The organism is Vibrio sp. 2096, assembly GCF_033339595.1.
Classification (GTDB): Bacteria; Pseudomonadota; Gammaproteobacteria; order Enterobacterales; family Vibrionaceae; genus Vibrio; species Vibrio alginolyticus.
In genome coordinates this window covers 618,274-643,264 of the sequence record NZ_JAWOUX010000001.1, presented here as the reverse complement: position 1 = coordinate 643,264, position 24,991 = coordinate 618,274, and the positions used below count along the sequence as shown (strand labels likewise).

24 protein-coding genes are annotated in these 24,991 nt (G+C 43.2%); 12 read left to right on the top strand and 12 right to left on the bottom strand.

Annotation, left to right across the window (positions count from 1 at the left end):
* The first annotated feature begins 3 nt into the window (after nt 1-3).
* Complete coding sequence (locus R7Q41_RS02815; protein WP_025768470.1) at nt 4-891, top strand: LysR family transcriptional regulator; 888 nt, start codon at nt 4-6, stop codon at nt 889-891.
* 183 nt (nt 892-1,074) lie between these two features.
* On the top strand, nt 1,075-2,895 hold the full coding sequence (locus R7Q41_RS02810) for a putative bifunctional diguanylate cyclase/phosphodiesterase (RefSeq protein WP_053350493.1): 1,821 nt from the start codon (nt 1,075-1,077) through the stop codon (nt 2,893-2,895).
* 106 nt (nt 2,896-3,001) lie between these two features.
* Here the strand turns inward: R7Q41_RS02810 and R7Q41_RS02805 are convergent, their stop codons facing one another.
* The gene (locus tag R7Q41_RS02805) at nt 3,002-4,285 is read right to left on the bottom strand and encodes a peptidoglycan DD-metalloendopeptidase family protein (RefSeq protein ID WP_025768471.1); all 1,284 of its coding nucleotides are present in this window, start codon (nt 4,283-4,285) and stop codon (nt 3,002-3,004) included.
* A gap of 124 nt (nt 4,286-4,409) precedes the next feature.
* Entirely contained in the window at nt 4,410-5,039 is a 630-nt protein-coding gene (locus tag R7Q41_RS02800; RefSeq protein WP_017635850.1) for a hypothetical protein, read from the bottom strand.
* Nucleotides 5,040-5,239: 200 nt separating this feature from the next.
* On the opposite strand from R7Q41_RS02800, the gene R7Q41_RS02795 reads away from it, so the two are divergent.
* The 4 genes from R7Q41_RS02795 to R7Q41_RS02780 all read left to right on the top strand — a co-directional run bounded on the left by R7Q41_RS02795 (nt 5,240) and on the right by R7Q41_RS02780 (nt 10,594).
* A complete protein-coding gene (locus tag R7Q41_RS02795) occupies nt 5,240-5,641 on the top strand; it encodes a GFA family protein (protein ID WP_025768472.1) in 402 nt (133 codons plus the stop codon).
* 153 nt (nt 5,642-5,794) lie between these two features.
* The gene (locus tag R7Q41_RS02790) at nt 5,795-6,466 is read left to right on the top strand and encodes a YoaK family protein (protein WP_005375484.1); all 672 of its coding nucleotides are present in this window, start codon (nt 5,795-5,797) and stop codon (nt 6,464-6,466) included.
* A 455-nt stretch (nt 6,467-6,921) separates the two neighbouring features.
* Nucleotides 6,922-8,286 carry a YjiH family protein gene (locus tag R7Q41_RS02785; protein ID WP_005385171.1) on the top strand — a complete coding sequence of 455 codons (1,365 nt, stop codon included), beginning with the start codon at nt 6,922-6,924 and terminating at the stop codon, nt 8,284-8,286.
* Nucleotides 8,287-8,722: 436 nt separating this feature from the next.
* A complete protein-coding gene (locus R7Q41_RS02780) occupies nt 8,723-10,594 on the top strand; it encodes a methyl-accepting chemotaxis protein (protein ID WP_025768473.1) in 1,872 nt (623 codons plus the stop codon).
* Between the two features lie 144 nt (nt 10,595-10,738).
* Here R7Q41_RS02780 and R7Q41_RS02775 read toward each other — a convergent pair whose 3' ends face one another.
* The 3 genes from R7Q41_RS02775 to R7Q41_RS02765 form a co-directional block, all read right to left on the bottom strand.
* The gene (locus R7Q41_RS02775) at nt 10,739-11,080 is read right to left on the bottom strand and encodes a hypothetical protein (RefSeq protein ID WP_318144342.1); all 342 of its coding nucleotides are present in this window, start codon (nt 11,078-11,080) and stop codon (nt 10,739-10,741) included.
* Nucleotides 11,081-11,312: 232 nt separating this feature from the next.
* Nucleotides 11,313-12,470, bottom strand: a complete 1,158-nt coding sequence (locus tag R7Q41_RS02770; RefSeq protein WP_005385167.1) for an amino acid permease — start codon at nt 12,468-12,470, stop codon at nt 11,313-11,315.
* A gap of 723 nt (nt 12,471-13,193) precedes the next feature.
* A complete protein-coding gene (locus R7Q41_RS02765; protein ID WP_005375472.1) occupies nt 13,194-13,505 on the bottom strand; it encodes a hypothetical protein in 312 nt (103 codons plus the stop codon).
* A gap of 141 nt (nt 13,506-13,646) precedes the next feature.
* Between R7Q41_RS02765 and R7Q41_RS02760 the strand changes: the two genes are divergently transcribed.
* Entirely contained in the window at nt 13,647-13,979 is a 333-nt protein-coding gene (locus R7Q41_RS02760; protein ID WP_005375470.1) for a helix-turn-helix transcriptional regulator, read from the top strand.
* Nucleotides 13,980-14,090: 111 nt separating this feature from the next.
* Here R7Q41_RS02760 and R7Q41_RS02755 read toward each other — a convergent pair whose 3' ends face one another.
* From R7Q41_RS02755 to R7Q41_RS02745, 3 genes are all read right to left on the bottom strand, one after another.
* Entirely contained in the window at nt 14,091-14,471 is a 381-nt protein-coding gene (locus R7Q41_RS02755) for a hypothetical protein (RefSeq protein WP_005375467.1), read from the bottom strand.
* Between the two features lie 167 nt (nt 14,472-14,638).
* Complete coding sequence (locus R7Q41_RS02750) at nt 14,639-15,025, bottom strand: GlcG/HbpS family heme-binding protein (protein WP_042521512.1); 387 nt, start codon at nt 15,023-15,025, stop codon at nt 14,639-14,641.
* Nucleotides 15,026-15,034: 9 nt separating this feature from the next.
* Nucleotides 15,035-16,003 (bottom strand): aldo/keto reductase, encoded by a 969-nt coding sequence (locus tag R7Q41_RS02745; RefSeq protein WP_042521513.1) that lies wholly within the window; start codon nt 16,001-16,003, stop codon nt 15,035-15,037.
* A gap of 154 nt (nt 16,004-16,157) precedes the next feature.
* Here R7Q41_RS02745 and R7Q41_RS02740 point away from each other — a divergent pair, with 154 nt between their 5' ends.
* On the top strand, nt 16,158-17,033 hold the full coding sequence (locus R7Q41_RS02740; RefSeq protein WP_042521514.1) for a LysR family transcriptional regulator: 876 nt from the start codon (nt 16,158-16,160) through the stop codon (nt 17,031-17,033).
* A gap of 9 nt (nt 17,034-17,042) precedes the next feature.
* Here the strand turns inward: R7Q41_RS02740 and R7Q41_RS02735 are convergent, their stop codons facing one another.
* Nucleotides 17,043-18,800 carry an SgrR family transcriptional regulator gene (locus R7Q41_RS02735; RefSeq protein ID WP_318144341.1) on the bottom strand — a complete coding sequence of 586 codons (1,758 nt, stop codon included), beginning with the start codon at nt 18,798-18,800 and terminating at the stop codon, nt 17,043-17,045.
* Between the two features lie 564 nt (nt 18,801-19,364).
* Here R7Q41_RS02735 and R7Q41_RS02730 point away from each other — a divergent pair.
* Both R7Q41_RS02730 and R7Q41_RS02725 read left to right on the top strand, forming a co-directional pair.
* Nucleotides 19,365-19,904, top strand: a complete 540-nt coding sequence (locus tag R7Q41_RS02730) for a redoxin domain-containing protein (RefSeq protein ID WP_005385152.1) — start codon at nt 19,365-19,367, stop codon at nt 19,902-19,904.
* A gap of 512 nt (nt 19,905-20,416) precedes the next feature.
* On the top strand, nt 20,417-21,100 hold the full coding sequence (locus tag R7Q41_RS02725) for a hypothetical protein (protein WP_138939625.1): 684 nt from the start codon (nt 20,417-20,419) through the stop codon (nt 21,098-21,100).
* 194 nt (nt 21,101-21,294) lie between these two features.
* Here R7Q41_RS02725 and R7Q41_RS02720 read toward each other — a convergent pair whose 3' ends face one another.
* Both R7Q41_RS02720 and R7Q41_RS02715 read right to left on the bottom strand, forming a co-directional pair.
* Complete coding sequence (locus R7Q41_RS02720; RefSeq protein ID WP_005375456.1) at nt 21,295-21,660, bottom strand: winged helix-turn-helix transcriptional regulator; 366 nt, start codon at nt 21,658-21,660, stop codon at nt 21,295-21,297.
* 167 nt (nt 21,661-21,827) lie between these two features.
* Nucleotides 21,828-22,412: an NAD(P)H-dependent oxidoreductase gene (locus tag R7Q41_RS02715; RefSeq protein ID WP_017635228.1), complete on the bottom strand. Its 585-nt coding sequence runs from the start codon at nt 22,410-22,412 to the stop codon at nt 21,828-21,830.
* A 270-nt stretch (nt 22,413-22,682) separates the two neighbouring features.
* Between R7Q41_RS02715 and R7Q41_RS02710 the strand changes: the two genes are divergently transcribed.
* Nucleotides 22,683-23,024, top strand: a complete 342-nt coding sequence (locus tag R7Q41_RS02710; RefSeq protein WP_005375451.1) for an ArsR/SmtB family transcription factor — start codon at nt 22,683-22,685, stop codon at nt 23,022-23,024.
* An 85-nt stretch (nt 23,025-23,109) separates the two neighbouring features.
* Nucleotides 23,110-24,165, top strand: a complete 1,056-nt coding sequence (gene arsB, locus R7Q41_RS02705) for an ACR3 family arsenite efflux transporter (RefSeq protein ID WP_005375449.1) — start codon at nt 23,110-23,112, stop codon at nt 24,163-24,165.
* Between the two features lie 36 nt (nt 24,166-24,201).
* Here arsB and R7Q41_RS02700 read toward each other — a convergent pair whose 3' ends face one another.
* Complete coding sequence (locus R7Q41_RS02700) at nt 24,202-24,981, bottom strand: AraC family transcriptional regulator (RefSeq protein WP_005385142.1); 780 nt, start codon at nt 24,979-24,981, stop codon at nt 24,202-24,204.
* Nucleotides 24,982-24,991: the final 10 nt, after the last annotated feature.

The following is a 24,991-nucleotide window of genomic DNA, read 5'->3' as shown; positions in this document are numbered from 1 at the left end:
ACAATGGACTGGATTCAAAGCGTGAAGAGTTATATTCGTGTGGTCGAAGAAGGTAGCTTTAATGCAGCAGCGCGGAAACTCAATACCACCAGCTCAGCTATCAGTAAGCGAGTTCAATGGCTAGAAGATAAAATTGGCGTTCAACTACTCAAACGTACGACCCGCTCAATTAGCCAAACTGAAGCTGGTGCGCTGTTTTATCAACGAGCAAAAAGTCAGCTTGATTCATGGCAATCGGTATTAGATGAAACTCGCTCAGTCAACCAATCACCAGCGGGGCTATTAAAAATTGGGGCAACGCTGGCCGTTGGTTCCAAGTTTCTAGTTCATTATCTTGATGATTTTCTTGATAAATATCCAGACATCACGCTTCAATTAACGACAACGCTACCAGGCCAATTGCCAGAGCTAAGCTTAGACCTGTTTATTAGCCGGGAATTAGAGCAACTGAACTCTCTGAGTTTCAAAGCCACTGCGCTTTTCGAACATAAAGCCCAGTTTTACGCTGCGCCTAGTTACCTAAAAAAATACGGCACCCCACAATGCGTTGAGGATCTGACAGAGCATAATGTCCTGATTTGGGGTGAAAAGCCCTCACGAGAAATCAAAACCAATCGAGGTAAACGTATCAGCTTGTCCGGTAACTTTGCCACGACTAACCCAGAAGCGCTGTTTCATGGTGCCAAAAGAGGCATGGGTATTCTGATGACGAACAACGTCATGATCAAAGATGATCTCAAATCCGGCGCGTTAGTCCCTATCCTGCCCGATATCACAGCGGATAAAGCCACTGTATATGCCTACTATCCAAAGCTGGATTATCAGCATACCCGGACTAAGCTATTCCTCGATTATCTCAAATCACGATTAGAAGAGGAGAAGCGCGCCTAGCTTAGCGTTTTTATCGCTATACCTTTAAAAGGTTCAAGCATAAAAACATGAAAATAATGATTTGTTCGTTCACAAAATTTGAAAAATCTGCCTTAGTAACCGATAGTTTATTTGATGCATATCAAATAATAATTCGTCGTGTCTTACACGATATGTTAATAACAACGCTAGGTGAAATGCTCAATGGGTCAGGTACAAATCAGTTTCCACAAAATTGATGAGATATTGAAGCTAAACGGCACGGCTCAGCTAAACCGAGTCACGCTAGATATTCATCAACACTTGCAGAGCCATTGCACTTGCGTTGTAGAAGTTGCGCATCTTCAGCATTCGGCTCATACCATTTCCTTCGCCAGCAATGGAAAAATTACAGACAACCTAAGCTACCACCTTTCAGGCACCCCCTGTGAAAAAGTGGCGAAAGACATTGGCGAACATATTTTCTATCAAGACCAGGTATACAAGCGTTTTCCTGAAGATCAGATGTTTCAAGAAGATGGCATTCAAGCTTACATTGGCCTGCCATTGAAGACACAAAATGGCGAAGTTCTGGGAATTTTACTGTCTACCTTTACCCGAAGCATCCACGCGAAAGAAGCGCAAGATATCCTCGACTTCCACCGATTTTATGCCAATGTCATTATTCATAGCTTACGTGAAAAGTGGGTCAGTGAACGTTCAGATAAGCTTCTTAATCAGCTTAGCTATGAGGTATCGCATGATAACCTAACTGGACTGCTCAACCGTAGCTGTTTAGCAGATACCTTGGAGACATTAACGCAGCAGGCGACTCGCCCATTCAGTTTGGCGTATCTTGATATCGATAATTTCAAATCGATCAATGATATCAACGGAAACTATATCGGCGACCAAATCATTAAGTTCACAGCTAACGCCATTCAACAGAGCTTGTCGTCGCCAAACAATGCGTTCCGTGTTGCAGGAGATGAATTCGCCTTCATCACGTACGACGAAGATCCTGTCGCCGTGTGTCAGGAAGTACTCGACAAAATTGAAAGCGGCTACAGCGACAAATCTAACCGGATTTCTTTCACCGTTAGTATTGGTATTGCACGTGCCCCAGTACATATGTTGAACAGCGATGAGCTGATTTTGAATGCCAGTCTCGCTCTCAAAGATTGTAAAAAACACCGCGATACACGGATTCAGCATTACGACACACACCTTAGTGCGTTATACCACCGTAGGACGCAGCTTATTGAGGCAATGCGAATCCAGCTAAGTACTGATATACAAGACAGCGATGAGTTGTATGTAGTGGTTCAACCGATCGTCGATATCACGAGCGACCGCTGGAATTACTTTGAAATTTTGACTCGTTGGAATAGCAATATCTATGGAAATATCTCTCCAGCAGAGTTCATTGAAGCTGCCGAACAATCAGGCCTGATTATCGAGTTAGGTGAACGGATTATTGAACTCGCGTGTATCGCAAAGCAAGAACTCGAAGCGAACCTAGGCTATAAAGTCAAACTCTCCATCAATTGCTCAGCGTATGAGCTGGTTGATTCCAACCGTTATATTAATCACTTAACCAACATGGTTGAAAAGTATCAGCACGAAGCAAAAGACTTTGTTATAGAGCTCACCGAGACCGTCTTACTCTCACAAAGTGGCCGTGAACAGATGGTACTTAACTCGTTGCGATACTTGGGTTTTAAAGTCGCACTGGATGATTTTGGTACGGGATACTCAAGCTTGAACTATATACACAATTATCCGATTGATAGCATCAAAATCGATGCTACCTTTGTGCAGAACATGCTCTCAAATACAACCTCTGAACAAGTAGTGTTTTTGATAGCGCAATTGGCAGAGCTGCTTGATGTGGATTTGATTGCCGAAGGCGTAGAAGACGATAGAGCACTACAAAAGTTAATTGAAATGGGCTGCCACTACATCCAAGGTTATTTTTACTCTCGTCCACACAGTGTTGAAGAAATCGTACACCTGATAAATGAACATGAAGTGCGGAGTGCCTAACGTAATGAACAGACTGCTGTCATAGAATTCAAATCTAGTTAATGTACAAAGTAAAAGAGACCAAGCTATGCTTAGTCTCTTTTTGTTTTTTAAGCGAAGTACTTTATTACAGCACTGCTTTCTCTTTATCGCGTAATAGTCTATCCATTTCATCTCTGTTCGCGACAAAAGTAGCCATCTCTTTCTTAGGAACAGAACTCGCCATTGGGATATTTGCTCGCATAGCGTTAACTGGACGGCCGTATTCAATCAACTCATAGTGAAGGTGTGGCCCAGTCACTCGACCTGTTTTACCAGAAAGACCGATACGCTGGCCTCGAGAAACCTTTTGCCCTTTCTTCACCAAAATCTTACTTAGGTGTAAGTAACGGGTTTTGTATTTGCTGCCGTGCTCAACAACCACGTAGTTACCCGCATAAGGGTGTTTACGAGTCATGATCACTGTACCATCACCAGTAGAAACGACTGGTGTACCGGTTGGTACAGCAAAGTCAGTGCCGTTGTGCGGCGCAACACGCCCCGTTACTGGATGTAAACGATTAGGGTTGAAGCCAGAACTGATACGCCAACGGCTACTTACAGGGTAACGCTGGAATGCGCGCTGTAAGCTTTCACCTTTGGCATTGTAGAATTGACCATCAGTATGAAGGTAAGCGGTGATCTCGCGGCCGCGATTATAAATCTTAATCGCCTCAATTTCGTTCTTACCTGTTGGTACACCATTGATGCTTTGTGAGCGACGAACAACTTCAAATCGATCACCTGCACGAAGATCACGTCCAAAGTTAAGTTGTTCTTTGAGTAAGCTTACGACTTGACTCACTTCCGCCGACGTTAAACCTAAACGACTCGCAGAAGAAGAAAAACTGCCTTGAATAACGCCAACTAAAGGTTCTTGGCTCCACACGCCAGGAATGGAAATATCAGTAAAGTCATAGCTACCATCACTATTCAGCTTGTAGACCACCTTATCTGCAATAGAAAATTGCAGTTCCATTTTCGCTAACTCGCCTGTCGCATCATCACGCCAGAAACGGAGCGTATTGCCCGGCTTAAGTGTATCAAGTGCCAAGTAGTTCAAATCCGTTTCCATTACTTTCATTAACGAGCTGTAACCGAAACCGAGCTGACTAAAAATAGTGCTTAGGTTGTCACCTGCTTGGATTTGATATTCGAAGTTCGGGGGAGTGACAACTTCGGCAGTTGTCGCATCAAGAATTTTTTCAACGACCTGAGATTCAGGTAGGTTCAATGCGATGGTTTTGGTTAAAGATGACTCTTTGAGAGAGTGAGAAACACCAATCGCAACTAAAACTGGCAAGGAGTATAACAGCAGCGCTCTACGACTTGTCAGATTCGGCAACCGTCTTGTAATTTCATTTGTAGACACGGGAATTACTATCTCCTTTCAAACAAGGCTCATAGCTTATGCATTCCCGAATAAGAAATCACTAGGAAATTTCGAGATCTAGCGCAGAAAATACTGAATTTTTACAGAACTCAAAAAAAATTCATCACTGTTGCATATGTAAGTTATTCCCTACACGCTGTAATGTGGATGAATTGAATTGATTTGGCGTGTCTGCCATTGCTTGATCGTCACCGTGCGCTAAATATGAAAGCGTGATAGTTGTATCACTTTTCCATTCGAGCTGAGTAAATTTCACGCGGTCACCAACAAAAATACTGTCTAAAAGTACAACTCGGCTCGGCACGGGGTCAAACTTGAACAAGCCAACATAGTTAAACGAACCGCTACCTTGTGTCGTTACAATCATCGGTGCAACAACCCATGAAACACCTTCAATCTCACGCTGACTAATCGACGCAGTTGGGACAAGTACCTGACCTTTCGTCGCACCTGCATCATAGTCACCTATCAAATAGCCGTTTTCTTTATCCCACTCATCAAGAAAAGTGACCGCACCCTGCTCGGGGACTTGGATCGTCCAAGGATTACGTGCAGTGATACCAAGCGTCTCTTGCACAATAACGTTAGTTTCTACTTCTGTTTGAGGAAACTTAGCCATGATCTCGTCATCAGACAAACTAAAACGATAAACACCCGCGATCACAACCACAACTAATAAAACGATTGGAATAAGTAGAATAAGTGGTATCGGCAGGATTTTTTTGTGAGTCATGAAAGCTTCCTTGTTTCAAGGTATAAACGAAAAGCGAGTATACCATTGTATACCCAAATGATTTCACCTCTTCAAGTGTTTCAAAATTAAACTAAACTGATTATATCCAAATAGTTTCAAGTCCAGAGCTCATAACGAGCTAGTGACACAAGCTCTGTGCTCTAGGTCTATTGGTGTATTGGGACAAATAGGTAATCACGATGACAAAAACCATTCATACATGCGAGTGCGCCTGCGGTTTAGTTGAGATCCGTTGTAAGGGAGAGCCCACCCACACGTCTGTCTGCCATTGCTTCGAATGCCAAAAACGAACTGGCAGTGTTTTTGGGGTACAAGCTCGCTTTGAAAAAGAGCACGTCACTTTAAACGGTGAAGTCACTAGCTATACCCGAATTGGCGATGATGGCAGTGAGGTTCAGTATGACTTTTGTCCATCCTGCGGCACGACAATGAGGTTGTTCGTTGCTGCATACCCAGAAATCATGATCATTCCCGTCGGTCTATTTACCGATAAAGAGTTCCACCAACCTACCGTTTCAGTCTATGAACAAATGAAACACGGGTGGGTGAGTTTCGAATGCACAACGGAACACATCTGCTAGCGGGCAATCCACGTTCACATATTTACTTTGGCTCGGACAAACACCCTATAAGTGAGATTTTTTTGAGAATGATCAATCGAGTTTTACTGTAAAGGGTTTCGTAACTCGGTGTGAGCGTTATAATCGGCTCCTAATATTTGGTGGGGGTTTATTGTGATTTCCAGACTTCCTCGTTGGGTGGAATATGGCGCGTTTCTACTAGCTCTTCTCGCGGGCTGCGTCAACGCCGTTGGTCTTCTCGGCTTTCAACACCAAGCGATAACTCATCTTTCGGGAACCGTAACTCAGCTAGGGAACAGCTTGCTAACAGGTGTGGATAGCTCCATTCACCTGCTCTTCATCGTATTTAGCTTTTTGATTGGCGCTGCCTTTAGCGGCTTTTTTATTGAAAGCAGTGCGTTAAAGCTAGGACGAAGATATGGTGTTGCACTGTGCATAGAAGGAAGCTTGCTCTTACTCAGCTTGGGCTTTTTGGTGCAAGGGGATTTGTACGGCCAATATCTAGCATCAGCAGCATGTGGATTACAAAACGCAATGATCACCACGTTTAGCGGCGCAGTAGTCAGAACCACACATATGACCGGAATCATCACCGATCTAGGGATTATGATTGGAGAGAGCTTGAGAGGTCGTCAATTTGACCGACGTAAAGCAAAATTATTCCTATTCATTTTCTTTGGCTTTTTGTTTGGCGGCGTCGCGGGAGCGGCTCTATTTACGGTATATGGTTTATATACGCTGGTTTTCCCAGCAATATTGGCTTTTTCTACAGCTCTGATTTACTGGAGTTACCTATACATACTTAGCCGTCAACAAAAAGCATAAAATTTCGATCCGATTGAAGCGACATACTTCAATCGGATTTGGCTCAATAGGTTCACACTGCAACGGTACAAGAAACGCTGAACGGCATTTTGACACTGCTAAAAACCTTAGAATAGATAAGGCTAACTGAATTTCTGGCTAAGAAGTTAGTCAGATCAAAATCACATTTGTTTACCATTTTATTATTCCAGTCACAATGCGCCCCATAATTCACTGCGCAATTCGCCTCTCGTGCTACAATTTTCTAACACACGCAACATATTCGCATACACTTAGACGTTATTTGACCAATTACCCGACAAATCGGCTGAATAACTAGATGTATTTAATGAATAGTATTGCAATGGATGCAGTTTGCGGGTACCCTCCGCAAAACTGTGATTAAATACGGATGTTTAGTGAATATTTATGTCATGGAAATGGCAAGTATTGACTAGTAGTAACACGAGACAACTATGCATAACACCACTAATGCTACTGAAGCTCCTAAGGGCAACTTTTGGATGTTTTTCATCCCTTCCCTAATTGGTCTTCTACTCTTTATGGCTCCGATCTCTTACGATGGCGGCCTAACCATTCCCGTTGCAGTGATGGCAAAAGTCATCCCAGCGGTGTTAGGCGATACCTTGATTGCTATCGTCACCAGTATCATCGCTTTCATGGCCGTTGCTTCTGTTCTTTGCAAAATTTTTAAGCCAGCTGCAATTTTACGTAATGGTTTTTTAAACGGTCTCTTCAACCCATCTCCACTTTGGCTCGTTGTTCGTTTAATCGGCGGCGCTGCCGTGTTAATGACGTTTTTCCAAGTGGGTCCAAAAGCAATTTGGGAAGAGAACACTGGCGGGCTTGTTCTTACTGGTCTCCTACCTACTCTGTTTGCCGTTTTCATTTTCGCGGGTTTACTGCTTCCGCTTCTTTTGAACTTCGGTCTTCTGGAGCTATTTGGTGCGTTACTCAGTAAAATAATGCGTCCGGTATTCAACCTACCTGGCCGCAGTGCAATTGACTGTATGGCATCTTGGTTAGGCGACGGAAGTGTTGGTATCTTGCTAACCAGCAAGCAATACGAAAATAAGTTCTATACTCAGCGTGAAGCGGCTGTTGTCGGGACCACTTTCTCAGCAGTATCGATCACGTTTAGCTTAGTTGTTATCGCTCAGGTAAAACTAGAGCACTTATTTTTGCCTTTCTACGGCGCTATCTGTCTAGCTGGTATCGTAGCTGCGATTGTCATTCCTCGCCTGCCTCCGCTTAGTCTGAAGAAAGATCGCTACATTGACGGCAGCAACCCTGATAAAGACGCAGATGCAGTGCCAGAAGGCCACACCACATTCTCTTGGGGTATGGATCTAGCTCTTAAGCGTGCTGGTCAAGTCACATCGGTTCAGTCTGTATTTAAAGAAGGCGTACACAACGCAGTCGACATGGTATTTGGCGTATTACCTGTAGTGATGGGTCTTGGTACCGTTGCATTGGTGATTGCAGAATACACACCTGTATTTGCAATTCTGGGTCAACCGTTTATCCCATACCTAGAGCTACTGCAAGTCCCTGAAGCTGTTGCAGCATCACAGACAATCGTTGTTGGCTTTGCGGATATGTTTATTCCAGCAATTTTAGCGGCCTCAATCGATAACGAAATGACACGTTTTGTTATTGCAGCAATGTCAGTAACTCAGCTTATCTACATGTCGGAAGTAGGTGCCCTACTGTTAGGCAGCAAAATTCCAGTAAACATTGTAGAGCTCTTCGTAATTTTCATTTTACGTACGTTAATCACGTTACCTGTGATTGCTGGCGTTGCTCATCTTATTTTCTAAAATCGAGACGTCAATTAACAAAGGCTCCGCATCGTCGGGGCCTTTTTTATACCTAAAACTCCGTCCACATTAGGCTTTTAGTAAAAAGCTCATAATTTACAAAGACAAAACTTCAACAAAACACCTGTCAGCACCAACAAAATTTTCATCACCTCACCTGTAAAGCCAGTTAATGCCACTGTTTGTTAAGCAATTCTTTTCATTATGACGATTTCATTAATTGAGCTCGCAAACATGATCACACTCACAAGTTTTAACGTAAATTGTCGGTTTGTTTAAATTTAGTTAAAAAAGACGACAAATGAGTTCATGTTTTTGACAAAGATGTCGATAAAAATATAACCAAACACAATAGGTTTCTCTTTACGCCCAATTCGCTCGGTTTAAAAGAGGCGAAAGCAAAGTGGAACCAACCGGGAGAATCAGAGGAAAGCTCATGAAATTCAGACATAAGGTTGTCACAGCCTCTTCATTTTTGCTGCTAATTACCGTGTCGTTATTGTCGACACAACAAGTTATGACCATCCGCTCCCAAACTCAGGAGCAAATCGACTCAAGTGTAAACGAGATATTGACCAGTGTTGGTAACACTGTGCAATCAGAAATGAATGCAAAGAAGGATCTCGCTCGCTCCATTACTGAAGTGATTGAGCTTGATCCCAGTTCACATAGCTATGTTCAAAACATACTTGAAAGACCGACGCCAAAAAGCAGCTTCCTTGCCATCGGTTTTGGTTATGAAAGTAATGGCTTTGTGATTGAAAATGACGACGGCTGGGATGCGGGTCCAGACTACGACCCACGTCAGCGTCCTTGGTTTATTGCAGCTAAGAGCAAAGGCGATTTGGTCGTAACCGATCCGTACGTCGATGCGTCTTCGAAAAACGTTATCATCTCTGTTGGTACGCCAGTAAAAGAAAATGGCCAGTTTTTAGCCGGTATGTTTTATGACCTCGAATTAACTACCCTTTCTGATCTGGTCAACCAAGTGAATCTGTTTGATGCTGGTTACTTATTTCTGATCACCGCTGATGGCACAACCATTGCTCACCCTCAAAGTAAGTATAACGGCGAGAAAGTCGGTAGCTACCTCCCGCAAATCGAACTTACGCAATCAGCACAACATGTTGAGATTGATGGCAACCGCTACATGGTTAACCTGACTCACATTCCTGGCGAGAACTGGTACGTAGGTTCGGTGATCGATGAAGCTGTTGCCTATTCTGCCGTAGGAGAGCTTCGTAACAACGCTATTATTTATTCAATCATTGCCGTGATTGCATCTATTATCGCCCTAACTCTGTTGATTCGCACTCTCATGCGTCCTTTGGACACGCTAAACAATGCGATTAAAGATGTAGCATCAGGGAAAGGCGACCTTACACAACGCCTCGAAACAGATACTGACCAAGAGTTTTCTGAGCTTGCCACAAACTTCAATACGTTCATGGAGAACTTACAACAGCAAATCATTGAGTCGAAACGTATTTCTGATCAAATTTTAAACGGAACTCAAATCACCGCTGAGGGCGCAAAAGACTCGGCAGGCGCAATTCACACTCAGCTGCAAGAGCTAGAACAACTTGCTACCGCGATGCATGAGATGTCTGTCACCGCGACAGAGGTTGCTAATAATGCGCAAGGTGCGGCAAGTGCAGCTAAAGAAGCCGACCAAGCAACGGTTGAGGGGTCTTCTATCGTTGGTGAATCGACACAAACGATAAACATGCTTTCCGATAGCATTGACCTTGCAGTCGAAGAAGTACAAGTGTTGGAATCTGCTACCGCCAATATCGAAACGATTCTAAAAGTCATCAACGATATTGCGGACCAAACAAACTTACTCGCGTTGAATGCCGCAATCGAGGCTGCACGTGCGGGAGAATCTGGCCGAGGCTTCGCCGTTGTTGCAGATGAAGTACGTACACTGGCACAACGTACTCAAGAGTCGACAACAGAGATTCGTACTATGATTGAGCAACTACAATCTGGCGCTTCATCTGTGGCAAATGCCATGCATCAAAGCAAAGGTAGTGCTATAGAGGCCGTTGAAAAAGCGGGTTTAGCAAATAGTGCGTTACAACGCATTCGTGACGCGATTCAGCGTATTTCCGATATGAACTTGCAAATTGCCTCAGCAGCGGAAGAGCAAAGCCTTGTCGCTGAAGAGATCAACAACAATACGGTGAATATTAAAGACCTATCGACTCAAGTCGCCGAATCGGCAAATCGAACCAACGACGCGATGCAGGCGCAACAAGAAGATGTACATAAACAAGATCAAATCTTAAATAGATTTACTGTCTAACACTCATCTAAGCAAAAACAGCGAGCACCGGCTCGCTGTTTTTGTTTTTAACCCTCAACCCTAGTATTGGTCGATGTTACATGTGCCATGTTGTTGCTATTAAGCTCAACATTACAAGAACGCCGACTATGTGCCCTTTCAAGTTTAATTGAACTCGACATGGATATAGCGATCATTAGAACGGCGATAATAACGGTCGTCCACTTTTAGATAAGTGAAATCTCCAATCTTTATGTAGGTACTATTCCGAGGAATTCGGTCATGGTAATAGTAACTGCGCCTTGGTCGTCTGGTCTCCACATAAATAACGTCACGATGTTTGTGTTTATGCTTGTGCTTGCGCTTGTGTTTATGATGGTGGTGATGAGCATGATGGTGATCGTACCGATGTCCATGCTTATGCTTCGGGTCAGCCACCGCTTCTGTACTCAACACACCTAAAGACAACATAACGCCAACCATGGCAAAAGATAATTGCTTTAACACAACAGAGCCTCTTATTCATATCAACATCGATATAATAGAAGGGTGAATCACTGTACATGTCAGCCTTTCGCTAAGGAGTTTTACTAAAAAGTCAGCGCTAACCGTGATTATCAGAGAAACGTCAAACATCACAAATGCTGATGACTTCGAGTGGCCTGGGTTCGGCTATGAATACAAAAAAGCCGCCCGTTTGACTACGAGCGGCTCAGTTTTTAAATAAGCTAGCGTGATTTTATACTGCTTGGGCAAACAGCAAGAAACAGCCGAATAGGAAGATCATGCTCATTCCCATTGCGCCGCCACCAGCTTCATAAATATTGTCATCTTCTACCGGCACTCGGCGCACTTTCATGGTCATTGATAATGGGACAAAGACCGCGAGAAACACAAGAATAATCCCCGCGTAGCTGAGAATAGCTAGGAAGTGTTCTGGCGCAAATACAGCACCTAATAGTGGTAGCACAAAAGTAGTAACAAAAATCACTGGCTTACTTGCTTTCAGTAGGTCTGCATTTTGATCATATAGCGCCATTGCAACACCTAAGAACGACGTTAGCAGTGCCAAACCAGTAAACATGGATAGGATGAACTCTAAGCCCTCGTATTGCTGACCTAGTACCGAGATCAACTCTGTTACGTTGGAGTATTGAACAAGCTCATGAGGTGGTAGATTGCCGACAACCGCTAACAACCATAATAGGTAACAAACAAGCGGAATAGTTGAGCCCACGATAATCATATTACGCAGCTGTGTTTTACTCGCTTCTTTGTTGTAAGTTACAAGCGATGGGATCACGACCATAAAACCGAAACTGGTGAAAAGCACCGAACTGGTTTTGATAAGTGCCATTTTATCGTCGCTCACAACCTCATCAAGTCCTTCAAACGAGACGCTTGGTGCAAGCGCAAAAAGTGTCAGGATCAGCGCTACGATCATGCCTAGGAACAAACCGCGATTAAGCTTATCTACTACCCCTGTACCTGCCGAAACAATGATACCAACTAAAAGAGTAAAACCGACTTGGCTTGCGATCGTGGATGTTGGAAGCCCAATTGAGGCTGTTACTTTTTGTACCAGATCACCCGCACCAATGATGTAAGCCATTAATAGACAAACTAACAGGGCGTAAAGCAAGCTGTTGGTTACCAACTGGCCTCCTTTACCAAGCGTTTCGCGAGCAATTGCATTCATGCTCACACCACCACCTACTTTGCAACTGGCTTCAAGAAGGAGCAGCGCAGCATAAGTCGTTCCAGCCCAGATGAACAACATAAGAAGAGTGCCCCAAAGGAGGCCAAATTGAGCAAGCACCATTGGTATAGCAAGCATACCAGCGCCAAGAGCAGTACCTGCAACGATCAGGGAGCTGCCGACAAGTTTTAGGTTCACGGTTAATACCTCTAAATTCAATCCGTTAATTTCTCGCCAGTTGTGCTTTAGCTAAAGCACACAACAAAACGCTCCGACTTAGTCAAAATTTGGTTACAAGAGCACTATGTTACAAGAGCCCTGTATGGCTAAGAAAACATGCAACAAAAGGTGGTTAATCATTTGCACATGAACACTTGAGAGTCGTTTTTGGCGATGTCATCGTTGATGAAATGTGCGCAACTTTGGGTTCGAAGCAAAATTGTTCATCTTAATTCATCAACCCCATTCGTTATGAATGGATTTGGTTCGAAAAGATTGTAAGGCATAAGCAGGACGATTGAAAAGCAAAAGGTCAATCTTATAGCGATATATTTTAACAACTCTTATCTTTTACCTAAGATGTGTTGTTTTTTTCGTCACTAATTAGTCTTTTATCGCTTAAAGAGAAGGCAGAACGTGCTCAATGGCTCAATTTGGCTGGGTGTACAGATTAATTTACAGTTTAAGTGAAGGTGTTAGATTCCAAGGACGTAGCCTAGATCGGACAATATCGCTATTATTCGCTGCGTACCGACACTGTTCGGTTCACATACCTCTAAACACTGATTTACGGTTCGAAAATATAGGTAAATGAGTGTCCGAATGCTGGGTGTGGTTCCCCAGCATTTGCATCCTTTCTTTTAGATGTCATCAATTGATCGAAATTGCGTAAATCTTGTATCGCCCGACTTTACGACTGTGTTAATACGCTTTATCTAGCGCGCCAATGATATAAGTTAACACTGGAATACCCATATCGGCGACCTGCTTCTCAGTCTCACTCATATTTTCATGCGCCATCCGCAACTCTACTTCACTTATCGATTCTTTGTGAAGGTAAAGCTCTTTGTAGTTCATCAATCGCTGTTGTGACTGTTGAATCAGTGTCACAACATTCTCTTTAGTCTCACGATGTTGCTGATCAATTTCACTAAATAAATGATCTAAAATGCGTTGCATTTTGCGAATAGAAGCTTTCGTTTCTATTGATTTGTATGATTGATACTTTTCCATTGAGTTAATAACTGACTAAAATATTTACGTTTTTATAAGACAGTTATTTTTATACTGATTGCAAAGCAGGTAAATATGTGGTGGTTAAACTGGTCCACTTCTTGCTCCGTTTAGGTCAAAACTGTCCTTTCAGGAGAGCACATGCAGGTAGACCCTATAATTCAAGCACTGATCGCAAGACGAAAATCGAATGGCCTCTCCCGTGAGCAAATGGCAAACATCGCTGGAATGAGCGTAAAAACATATCAAAGGATCGAGCGCGGAGAGTCCGATCTTAAACTCTCACAATATCGTGCCATATTGCGTTCGCTTCATTTGACTGACCTAGATATTGCCTTAGATGTACGTGATGTTCAGCATGTCACAGCAAATGACTTAACGGCCGTGGCGCGATTGCTCTCACCGGAAGCTCAGTCCCTGCTCGTTCGCCTGTTATCGTTAATCCTTGAACAAAAGAACAAGAAAGGTGATTAACCACATTACTCATACTCAAACGATGAATGCCCTGTTGAGCGTTGAAACATGAATCGTTTAGACAAAAATAAAACTCGTCAAATGACGAGTTTTATTCTTTATATCAGTCCGTTACTCTAGGCTTTTTAATTCCGATGTATCAACGCCTTTTATTGCATCTTTCGCCACTTTATCAGGATCAAAGACATCACGTTCTTCATACGAATTATCAATCATGCCTTGTCCTATCGCGGTCGCCTGCTTTTGTAACTTGTTACCCTCTACCTCACCAGCATCCCAGCCTTGTCGATAATCGGAGTCGGTTTGATACCTTGTTTCGTCCTTAATATAGTGTTCAAAATCATTCCCTGCCTCTTGCATACCACTATGCCGACCGTCATGAAAGCCTTGAATATAAGCTTCATCATAACCGCTCTCTTTTAACGCGCTGTCACTCGTACCACAGCCTGAGAGGAGAACAAAAAATAGCGAAACGAATACCTTATGAAACATATTTAGGCCTCAAAGCTTTCAAATAAATTAATCATAGTTCGCGATTTCAACTTCTGCTTACTTCAGGCTATTAGATAGCATTGTGACTCGACGAAGCCTGTGAACTTGAGTCCCTACAGTGAGTACAAAGCTGGACAAAGCATCACACCTACTGATAAACATTATACTCAACGCGCGTTTAATACTTCCATCGCAAGTGCTTCATCATCTTGCTCAGCCAAACCACTGATACCAATTGCACCGACGATTTTCCCCTCTTGTTCTATAGGCACACCACCCATAAAGCCTGTGATCTTCGGGTCAGTCCAATAACTCAACTGCTTACCCGTCTCACGAGCCCAAGCACCCAGATTGCCGCTAGGCTGACGGTCTCTAGCCGAGGTGTAAGCTTTGTTCTGTGCCAACAAACCTGCTTGCACACTCACATCATCCATTCGGGCAAAACCGAGCAATTCTCCATGTGTATCAACCACGGCAACCGCAATGTTTTGCTTGCGAGCAGTCGCAATTTCCAATGCCGTTTGAATTAGAGTTTGAACTTGTACGTATTTCATTTTTCTCTCCTAAGGGATCTCATGACCAAGGGTTTTCTCGAACAATCCATACCAATGGCTGCGTGATAGCGTGACGTTCTCTACTTGAGCACAAGCGCGAATACGCTGTGGGTTTGCAGTCCCAATAACAGGCTGAATTTGGTTTGGATGACGCGTCAAGAAGGCTAAAACAATCGCCTCTGACGGCACGCCATATTCAGCTGCCAGCGCCATCACCATCTCCGACGTCTGTCTGGTGTTGTGATCATCAGAATGTAAGCCACGCTCTGAGAATCTTCCTTGCGCCATACTGCTCCACGCTTGCAGTTGGATATTGTGCTTACGGGCATGCTCCAGTGTTCCTACAACGTAGTCAGATGCAGACGAAGGAAGCCCCATGCCTTGCTTTATGAAGTCAGACTTAGCCAGACTCATTTCCAACTGGTTCGCCACAATAACTTCGCCCGTTGCTTGTTGAAGAAGATCAATTTGAGCACTGTTCATGTTAGAAACACCGAAGTGGTTAACTTTGCCAGCTTGTTTCAGTGCTTGGAGCGCTGTGCCCAGTTCTTCAAATTCAACCAGAGGATCAGGACGATGCAGCATCAAAACATCAAGGTTTTCCACGCCAAGGCGCTCAAGAATGCCCTCAACAGAAGCCGTCACCCATTTGGCAGAGAAGTCATACTGCTTAACACCTTGCTCATCTCCTAGACGGATGCCGCACTTGGATTGCAGATAAATTCGCTCTCGTAAGGTTGAGTCATTGGCTAAGATGCACCCAAACACTTCTTCTGCCTTACCGAATTTGTAGATATCCGCATGATCAAAGAGATTGATGCCAACCTCTAATGCAGCCTCGACAGCGGCATAAGCTTGGTTTTCATCTTGGGCGGTTAATGGGTTGCGATTCCACTCCCCTCCAAGTCCCATACAGCCGAAGACCAAGCGGCTAACGTTAGGTAAGGTTTTGGCGAGCGGTAGTGTTGGATTGTTCATCGTTATTCTCACTTTTCCGATTTCTGCATCTTCAATTTCTTAAGTTAACTCTAACCATCTTACCGTTCGTAAAAATTAGTTTAATACCGTAAAATCGAATTCATTATCCTCGCTACCGAACAATTAAAGCGAACAATAAAGACGAGCAATCAAGATGGCAGATTATAAGAGAATCGAAAAACTGATGCTGTTTGCTGAAGTGGCTCAAACACTCAATTTTTCTAGAGCAGCGGAGCAACTTGGCATTTCTAAAAGTTACCTGTCGGAACAAATCAAGCGTTTGGAATCGGAACTCGCAACGCCTTTGATTGTTCGAACCACACGCAGCGTGAGACTAACAGCAGAAGGTGAATCGATCTTTGCACAAGCGGAAGATCTCAAACGCCGCGTAGTGGAAATGGAAAAGAGTTTAAGTCAGCGATCTGAACAAATAGACGGTCTGATTCGTCTTACCGCTCCCAAGATGTTTGCTGAAGCGGTGCTGCATGATTTGTGCGTAGCGTTTCGCGCTTTACATCCAAACGTAGAGTTCGAGATTCTTTCTAGCTATCAAGCGTTTAATCTGACGGAAACCAGCGTTGATTTTGCGTTTCGAGCGACAAGAACGCCGCCAGAGAATATGATTGCTCATCACCTTTTGGACTACCACCACTGGCTGGTTGCCTCTCCTCATTATCTGCAAGAAGAAGGTACGCCGGAGACGTTAGCGGATTTAAAACAGCATCAATGCTTAACCACATTGCATCAAAAAGAGTGGCCGTTAAAAACGGGAACAGTTCAAACCCAAGGTTGGCTTTCAAGCAATGAAAACCGCTTACTCAAAGAATCAGCCCTGTCTGGCAATGGCATTGCTCGGTTAGCAAGTTACTTTGTCGAACAAGACGTTGAGCACGGCCGTCTAGTGCAGGTTCTATCGGAAGAAACTTACCACCAGCACAACGCGGTGTACTTGGTGTATCCGCAGCTCATCTATCAATCGGCGAAAACCAGAGCCTTCATTGAATTCGTGAAGCAGCGCTTTGCTATATAACTAAGGCAGTTAATCCGCAGACCACACCGAGCGAATATCTGGCCAACCCCAGTTAGTAAGAGCGACGTCTTCTAAAACACCTTGGAAACGCAAAGTTTGTGTATGGTGGAACATGGGTGCAATCCAATACTCGCTGATCAACGTCGATGCAATTGGCTCCAATGCATTAAGGTAGCCCTCAAGTGGAACGAAAGATCTGACTCTCTGTAGTTGTTCATCTAACCATTGTGCGTTCTTCTCTCCCAAAGTGTGGAATAGCACAGCGTTGCTGAAGAAGTTCGTGAACGCTGAGGCATGACGATTATCATCTAGGTTTATGTTCGTCACGACCATCGTCTCATTTAGCTCACCATTCTTAGCTTTCTCGTTCAGCTCACGATAGGAATACATAACAATTTCTACTTTACTGCCAACACTCACCAAACGATTAGAAATAGCCCGCGCACAGCGACGCAACGCGGTATAGTTATATCCGGCTATCGTAATGTGTTTAGGTAACTTAAGCGGCTCACTGAACGGACGGAGCACTGGCTTCCAACCTGGTAGCAGGTTATAAGCGGGTATACTCCCAAATACAATATTCTCGCGGCGCATCACTTCGGCCAAGCGCTCAGGTTGAATTAGCTCACTAATATAACGGCGCTGCGCTACAGAGAGTTTGTGCTTAGCGTGCTGATTAAATAAGGCGAATAAGCAACCATCTTCTATTCGACTACGCTTGCTCGCCGATGAGTTTTCTCGGTTTTGCGTCGACATATAGTGTCCACACAAATCCTCCTCGGGCGAAGCATCCCTTTGCAACGTATTTGCTGCCAATGACGGGTTCTCCATTTGCTCGTCATTAACAATCCAGATAGTCACCAAATCCGTTAGAACTCTACATGCATAGTAACCATTAAATGCTTGCAGTTTTAAACGACTTTCATTGTGCTCGACAACAGAGAATGGGCCACTTCCGACCACCAGCTTGTTATTCGCTACGTTAACTTGGCTTACTGGTTGAATGCCGTATTTCACACCAGAAATAAGTCCAGCAAAGCCCAAGTCAGCTCGATTAAGCTTAAAAACAACTTTCAATGGCGTTGGCGCAGTAATGTTAGCAACATGTGCCAACTCTTTTTCGTAATACTGTAGTGAACTCAACTTTGCAAACAAGCTAACCACTGTTTCTGCATCAATGGAATTACCATTATGAAAAGTCAGACCTGGACGAAGGTAGAAAGTCCATTCGTAGGTGTCTTCGTCATAACGCCAGTGATGTGCGAGTTCTGGTTGCACTTTCCCATTGTGATCACTCGAAACTAAGCAACAATAGATTTGCCTTAATAAGAAACGTTCGCTGCTACGCTGAAGTTGATGTGGAACGACACGCTCAAACATTCGCTTATAGGTTAATTGAATATTGAGCTGTCCTTCTTGCACAGAAGCACCAGACGTTGTTTTTAACAAACGGCCAAATGCCATTTCGTCTTCATCTAATATCGCCAGTGCTTTTTCATACTTGCCTAACTTGATACGTTCAAGAGCCAAGCTCTCTTTTAAAACGTCTAACTCCATATTCAGAATAAGAGTCGATCGTTGGTTCCGCCCAGCTTTCGGGTGCCAGCTCAACCACGCCTTCTGCTGCATCTGCGTTAGCAGGCTACGAGCATGCCGAGAAGAAGTGAACATGATGTCGGCAATGTCCTGTAACGTGGTTTTTGTTTCATCACCAACGCTAAACGAGAGTAATCGTTGGTAATAGCGAAACAAATTGAGATCAGACACTGAATCAACCTTAGATCTGTGAAGTTTGTGGATAGGAATAGTTTACTTAAGTTGGCGGTAATAAAATAAGAAAACTTCCTAATTATCTGTTCCCCTTTTCCACAATTAACCTCCAAATTCGGCTTTAAAGCCCCATATATTTACGTTATTAGGAAAAAAGCCAACAAAAGCACTCTCTTTTTTATATCCCCTTTTATACACATAATTTACTCGTCAGCTAAAGGAGGAAAAAATGAAGAAGCCAATGATGGCGTACTTTTTTCAGCAACGCCTAGCTCAATCGAGTAATAAAATAGAAGTGATGACTCTGGTTTATCTTAACGATATGTTCCAGTGGTCATAGCCTAACCTCAAGCAGAACTTAGCTCCTGATACTACACCCCCACTTCGTTGTATCTTAAGTTCTGCTTTTTCATCTTTTGCACTCTACTACCTTATTGCAGGTTACTAAAAGTTAACTAGTTGAAACACCGCAAAACAGAGTCTACATTGAAGTCTCATCCCCCAATCGCTTTGTTGAGAAAGGGGCATTCATGGATATACACCACCAATTCGGGAGTCAATATGGCAACTTCAGTGAAACTTAAAGCGGGCGACAGCTTCCCTCATCTTCAAGCCACTTTGCTAGATGGTTCAAGCGTAACGTTGGGTCAGCCGCAAGGTGATGCGACTTGGCAAGCAGTATTCGTTTATCGTGGTAAACACTGCCCTCTTTGTACTAAGTACCTCAACGAGCTTGAGAGTTACAAACAGGCTTTCGCTGATGCTGGCGTCGATATTCTTGCCGTTTCTGGCGACTCAAAAGCACAGCTAGAGGGGCATCTAGAGAAACTCGAAATCAGCTTCCCTATCGCTTACGGCCTGACCGAAGAACAAATGAAAACGCTAGGCTTGTATGTATCTATTCCTCGATCTGAACAGGAAACCGATCATAATTTCGCAGAACCAGGTCTGTTTGTGGTGAATGAACACGGCGACTTACACGTGGTGGATATTTCAAACAACCCGTTTGTTCGCCCTGAGCTTGGCGCGCTATCACGCGGATTGGCATGGATTCGCGATCCAAACAATAACTACCCTATCCGTGGCACATTGGATTACTAATATCTTCTACACCCAAGTAAACTTTCTATCCTTAAATAAGCTAGGATTCTTGCCTTAGTGAGAATAACTTGGAATGCATATCAGATCCGTGAGATCTGATATGTATAAACAAGTTGGAAATAAAGTCCTTGTTCATTATACAACGTCTTGATGAAAAACAAGATCAGTGAAGCCCAGACTCCCCTCAAACAACGTTAAGTATTTACTTCTAAGTCACTTTCACGATAAACACATGAAATTAAGACTAAAAACTTAGACTTAACGGATATATAAATCATAACGGTAACTACACAAGTAGTTGGCTAGCGATTATTATCCTATTGCAACTCACAATTGTGCAAATCTAATAATTCATACCATAAATGAAAACATAGATACCGTAAGAGACAAAATAAAAGCAAACGATTAAATTACCAATAAAACACCGTTCAATTAAAATAAAAAACATTTCACTTTATAAAAATGTAATTAATCGTTATTTGCAATCACACATCTTAATTGAGAAATACAGTATGAATAAAATCTCTTTGCTTTATATGGCCGTTTGTATCGGATTAGTTGGATGCGGTTCAGGAGGAAGCGACAACGATCCAGCAAAAGATATACATCCCACCATTTCAAATCCGGAACAAGTCAACGCAATGACGGTGGACAAAGGTCATTTCTATTGTTCTGTAAACCAACAAAAACTGGAACACGGAGGGACATCTGCAACCATGTCCTACCTGATTGAAAAGAAAAGAAATTCTACGGTTGTCGACGATTATGAATGTACCGAATACGGTTTAAAGAAAGGTGAGTCAATTATCGTCACTAAAAGTGCAATTGAAAACTTTTCATACTCAAAACATTATAAAAGCACGAAGAAGAATGACATTAATGGGTTTAAAATCATCTACCCTACAGGGCTTACGACTCCGATTAATAAAGATTATGAAAAAATTACGATCACGTATAATACGGAGAGACCTGACGTTAACATTAAGATAATTCAATATTTTGACGAAAAGTCTAAATTATATACCATCAAAAAATATGAAAGCCACGTTAACGACAACTCACCAATAGGTTTAGTTGAGAAAGAGGAATTCGATAAATATTCCGATTTTGAAAAGAAACTGGAATTAAATAGTGCTTTTTTAAATTCAACTGAAGTGAGTGATTTATTCTACAACTTACTAAGTATGATAAAATAATAACTAAAAATCAAAAACTTAAAAAGTACGATTATGCTCAAGTAGCCTCGATATGCCTGACTCTAAAGAGTACGTTGTTTTACGAAACAAATTACGATTTGAATGAAGCACATCTAAGTTACTTGAGCATAAAAGGCGATGTGTTGTTATCAGCTTTCAAAAGAGAGTAACGTTTGCGATTAACTACTTTGGTCTTAACGAAGCTCAATTTGATGCTTTTCAGACCAAATTCGCAAATCATCGAGAATCTTAAGTGCGGTACGGCCGAACTCTGTTAGTTCATAGCTGACTGCAATTGGGCGGTCGCTGATCACTTTGCGCACCACCATACCTTCCGCTTCTAGCTCTTTAAGGCGTTGATCGATCATCTTTTTACTTGCACCGCCTAGCATGCGTGCTAAGTCATTGAAACGAACTGGGCCGTCTTTCAAATGATAAATCAAAGAACCTTTCCATTTACCACCAATTAGACGCATCCCTTTCTCGATAGCACATGGCTCCGCACATACGTTCGCCACTGACTTACGACCTTTGCTATCTACACTGATTCTGCTTTCCACAATACACCTCAAGATACGCACCTAATCTAGGTAACGAAAAGTAAGCTAGATACATTTAGTGCTTTAGAGTAATAAAAACGTCACCTCCCCGCAAACAAATAAAAATGGACCGCATGTAGCAGTCCATCTCAATTCATCATTCAGTTCGCACTATCTTTCTAAAAGGATTAGAAGTTTTCGTTAATGTGCGCTTCGAAACGAACAAAATCGTTTTCGATATCTGCGTTCTTCATCACGTCGTAACAAGCAAATGTAGGCAGTGCTGACATACCAAAGAAGCGGAAGTTAGCGTGCATGTGGAACATCAAATCGTCCACGCCTTTACCTTGGAATAGGTATTCGCTCTCATCATCAAACGATTCTTCTGGCGCGTTGAATGTCAGTGAAAGCATGTATTTGCTGTTGGTTTGAGTACCGCCTGTACCATAGTTTTTCTTTGGTTCTTCTGCGCTACGGCCATCGAATGCACACAGTGCGCCGCCCATACCCGCAGTAAACACGTCGTCCATGTATTTTTTGAATGACCAAGGCACAGACATCCAGTTGATTGGGCTTTGGATGATCACGCGATCAGCCCATTCAAAGTGTGCGAGTTGCTCATCTACGTTGATCTCATCTTGCATTGTCACAACGCGAACTTCATGGCCTTTTGCTTGCAGAAGCGTCTGTGCTTTGTCGACAAGAGAAGCATTTAGACGACCTTCTGAATATGGTGATGGTTCGTGTGCATTGATGATCAGTACGTTGCTCATGGGATTACCTTTAAATAAGTTCACAAGATGACGCAGTAACCATTGTGCGTCGGATGTGGTTTATTATGGTAACCTAGAAATATAGTGCAATTAGTTAACTTTTAGTAACCTACTTAATTTTTAATTATATCACTGTTTTTAAAAGATATATTTTTTCAACTTTTTATCCATCGTTATTTCACGATTAATTTTTTCATCGATTTGTTGCATCTTCCACAGAGCAGGCGTACACTTTATCGCAATTCGACGATTAACTATTAAGGCCAGCGAATGAGTGATAAGTGCAAGGACACGTGCGAAGTCGTTTTTCAGACAACGCAACAACAGCTCGAGAAAGAACAAACTCTAGCAGCGCAAGCAAAAGCTTTGTCGCATCCAGCACGTTTGCGCATTCTGCATATCCTGCACACGCTCGATACCATGGGCGGTTGTTTGAACAGTGATTTGGTTTCTGAACTGGGTCTTGCGCAATCTACTGTTTCCGAGCACTTGCGTATTCTAAAGCAAGCAGGCTTTATCAGCGCCGAGCCAAACCCACCTAAGGTGTGTTACCGCATTCAACGCGACGCGTTTGATCAGTTCAATCTAGGATTTTCCAAGTTATTTGATTAATGCCCTTTGCACGCTGTTCAGGCGTGCAGAGATAAACTATACCTTTAACTATCGCCTTTCGACGATAAACGAATAAGAGAACACTATGACTACTCAAGTTTTAAATAGTGCCAGCGACAAAATGAGCTTCTTGGACCGTTACCTAACGGTGTGGATTTTTGTTGCAATGGCAATCGGTGTAGGTATTGGCGCAGCATTCCCTCAAGTTGCTGAGTGGAACGAGTCAATGTCAGTTGGTAGCACAAACGTACCGCTAGCGATTGGTTTGATTTTGATGATGTACCCGCCACTCGCAAAGGTGAACTACAACCTGCTAGGCACTGTGACGAAAGACAAAAAAGCGATCACGCTGTCTTTGGTCATGAACTGGATTGTCGGCCCTATTTTGATGTTCATCCTTGCATTGACTTTCCTAGGTGATCATCCGGGTTACATGGTTGGTATCATTCTGATCGGTCTTGCTCGTTGTATTGCGATGGTGCTTGTCTGGAACGATATCGGTGGCGGTAACAAAGAATACGGCGCAGCCCTAGTTGCACTAAACAGCGCTTTCCAAATCGTGACTTACAGTGTGATGGCATGGTTGTTCATCACTGTGTTGCCACCAGTCTTTGGTTACGAAGGTTTCGTGGTTGATATCTCGATGATGGACATCGCGGAAAGCGTTCTGATTTACCTTGGTATCCCATTCCTAGCGGGCTTCCTAAGCCGTAAATGGCTGGTCGCTGCGAAAGGTGAACAATGGTACAACGACGTGTTCATCCCACGCATTTCACCAATTACGCTTATCGCCCTACTTGCGACCATCGTACTGATGTTCAGCTTGAAAGGTGAAATGATTCTTGAACTGCCAATGGATGTATTCCGTGTAGCAATTCCACTGGCTATCTACTTCGTATTGATGTTCTTTGTCAGCTTCTTCGTTGGTAAGAAAATGGGTATCGACTACGACAAAAATGCGTCGATTGCCTTCACGGCAACGGGCAACAACTTTGAATTGGCAATTGCGGTTTCTATCGCGGTGTTTGGCCTAAACTCAGACCAAGCTTTTGCTGGTGTCATTGGCCCGCTGATCGAAGTGCCTGTATTGATTGCTTTGGTGAACGTAGCATTGCGAATGAAAACCAAATATTATGGCTAACCTAAAAAGCACAAAAAATACAAAAGCGGTAAAACATTAACTCACTACCGTTTTAATATACTCGCTGGGCGTTAGGCCGAACTTACTTTTAAAGCGTTGGCTAAAACGCCCCTCTGACTGATAACCACACAACTGTGCGAGCATAGCAACGTTATACGAGCCATTTTGCATCAAGTAAAGTGCGTGATTTAAGCGCACTTCTGCCAATACTTCACGATACTGGGTACCTTCTTGTTTCAATTTGCGTATCAATGTTGCTCGGCTCATAGCAAAATGCCCCGCGACCATGTCTAATGGATGCTCCTCCCCTGGAGAGCGCGATAAGTAACGACTAAGTTTCTGACTAAAAGAGATATGTGAACTCGAGAACAATCGATGTAATAACCCTCTCTCAGCTAGCTGCTGATATAGGCCCATAATCCAATAGCGTTGTGTCGCTTCACTTAAGCTTTCCCGCTCAAACGAAAACAAAGCATTTAACGTCGCTTGCAATGCTTTATCTGTCTCAACAACGGGTACATAGTTTCCTAATGCGTTGCTCATGCTTAGCTCCAACATTTCATCGCTAGGCACACAGTGAAAACTGAACATTCGAGAAAGAAATCGCCCTTGTAGAGGAAGATTTTCAAAATTTAGGGATGCATTTGCTTCACAAAGCATGATATTTGGATGATGGATGTCGAGTACTTCATCTTTCCAGAAAAGATGTTTACTCCCCTTAACAATCTGAATAAGGCTTGGGGAGTGAATCCTGACATTACGAAGCTTCTGCTGCTGCTCCGCACGAAACAGCGTAACCTGATATTGGTGACCCATTCTCTCCCCT

What these genes read in the sequence shown, in the direction of transcription:
- R7Q41_RS02815 (WP_025768470.1), top strand. Translation starts at nt 4, where the DNA reads ATGGACTGGATTCAAAGCGTGAAGAGTTATATTCGTGTGGTCGAAGAA.
- R7Q41_RS02730 (WP_005385152.1), top strand. Translation starts at nt 19,365, where the DNA reads ATGGCAACTTCAGTGAAACTTAAAGCGGGCGACAGCTTCCCTCATCTT.
- arsB (WP_005375449.1), top strand. Translation starts at nt 23,110, where the DNA reads ATGACTACTCAAGTTTTAAATAGTGCCAGCGACAAAATGAGCTTCTTG.
- R7Q41_RS02710 (WP_005375451.1), top strand. Translation starts at nt 22,683, where the DNA reads ATGAGTGATAAGTGCAAGGACACGTGCGAAGTCGTTTTTCAGACAACG.
- R7Q41_RS02755 (WP_005375467.1), bottom strand. Translation starts at nt 14,471, where the DNA reads ATGTTTCATAAGGTATTCGTTTCGCTATTTTTTGTTCTCCTCTCAGGC.
- R7Q41_RS02750 (WP_042521512.1), bottom strand. Translation starts at nt 15,025, where the DNA reads ATGAAATACGTACAAGTTCAAACTCTAATTCAAACGGCATTGGAAATT.
- R7Q41_RS02785 (WP_005385171.1), top strand. Translation starts at nt 6,922, where the DNA reads ATGCATAACACCACTAATGCTACTGAAGCTCCTAAGGGCAACTTTTGG.
- R7Q41_RS02760 (WP_005375470.1), top strand. Translation starts at nt 13,647, where the DNA reads ATGCAGGTAGACCCTATAATTCAAGCACTGATCGCAAGACGAAAATCG.
- R7Q41_RS02780 (WP_025768473.1), top strand. Translation starts at nt 8,723, where the DNA reads ATGAAATTCAGACATAAGGTTGTCACAGCCTCTTCATTTTTGCTGCTA.
- R7Q41_RS02700 (WP_005385142.1), bottom strand. Translation starts at nt 24,981, where the DNA reads ATGGGTCACCAATATCAGGTTACGCTGTTTCGTGCGGAGCAGCAGCAG.
- R7Q41_RS02795 (WP_025768472.1), top strand. Translation starts at nt 5,240, where the DNA reads ATGACAAAAACCATTCATACATGCGAGTGCGCCTGCGGTTTAGTTGAG.
- R7Q41_RS02745 (WP_042521513.1), bottom strand. Translation starts at nt 16,003, where the DNA reads ATGAACAATCCAACACTACCGCTCGCCAAAACCTTACCTAACGTTAGC.
- R7Q41_RS02725 (WP_138939625.1), top strand. Translation starts at nt 20,417, where the DNA reads ATGAATAAAATCTCTTTGCTTTATATGGCCGTTTGTATCGGATTAGTT.
- R7Q41_RS02740 (WP_042521514.1), top strand. Translation starts at nt 16,158, where the DNA reads ATGGCAGATTATAAGAGAATCGAAAAACTGATGCTGTTTGCTGAAGTG.
- R7Q41_RS02715 (WP_017635228.1), bottom strand. Translation starts at nt 22,412, where the DNA reads ATGAGCAACGTACTGATCATCAATGCACACGAACCATCACCATATTCA.
- R7Q41_RS02810 (WP_053350493.1), top strand. Translation starts at nt 1,075, where the DNA reads ATGGGTCAGGTACAAATCAGTTTCCACAAAATTGATGAGATATTGAAG.
- R7Q41_RS02800 (WP_017635850.1), bottom strand. Translation starts at nt 5,039, where the DNA reads ATGACTCACAAAAAAATCCTGCCGATACCACTTATTCTACTTATTCCA.
- R7Q41_RS02765 (WP_005375472.1), bottom strand. Translation starts at nt 13,505, where the DNA reads ATGGAAAAGTATCAATCATACAAATCAATAGAAACGAAAGCTTCTATT.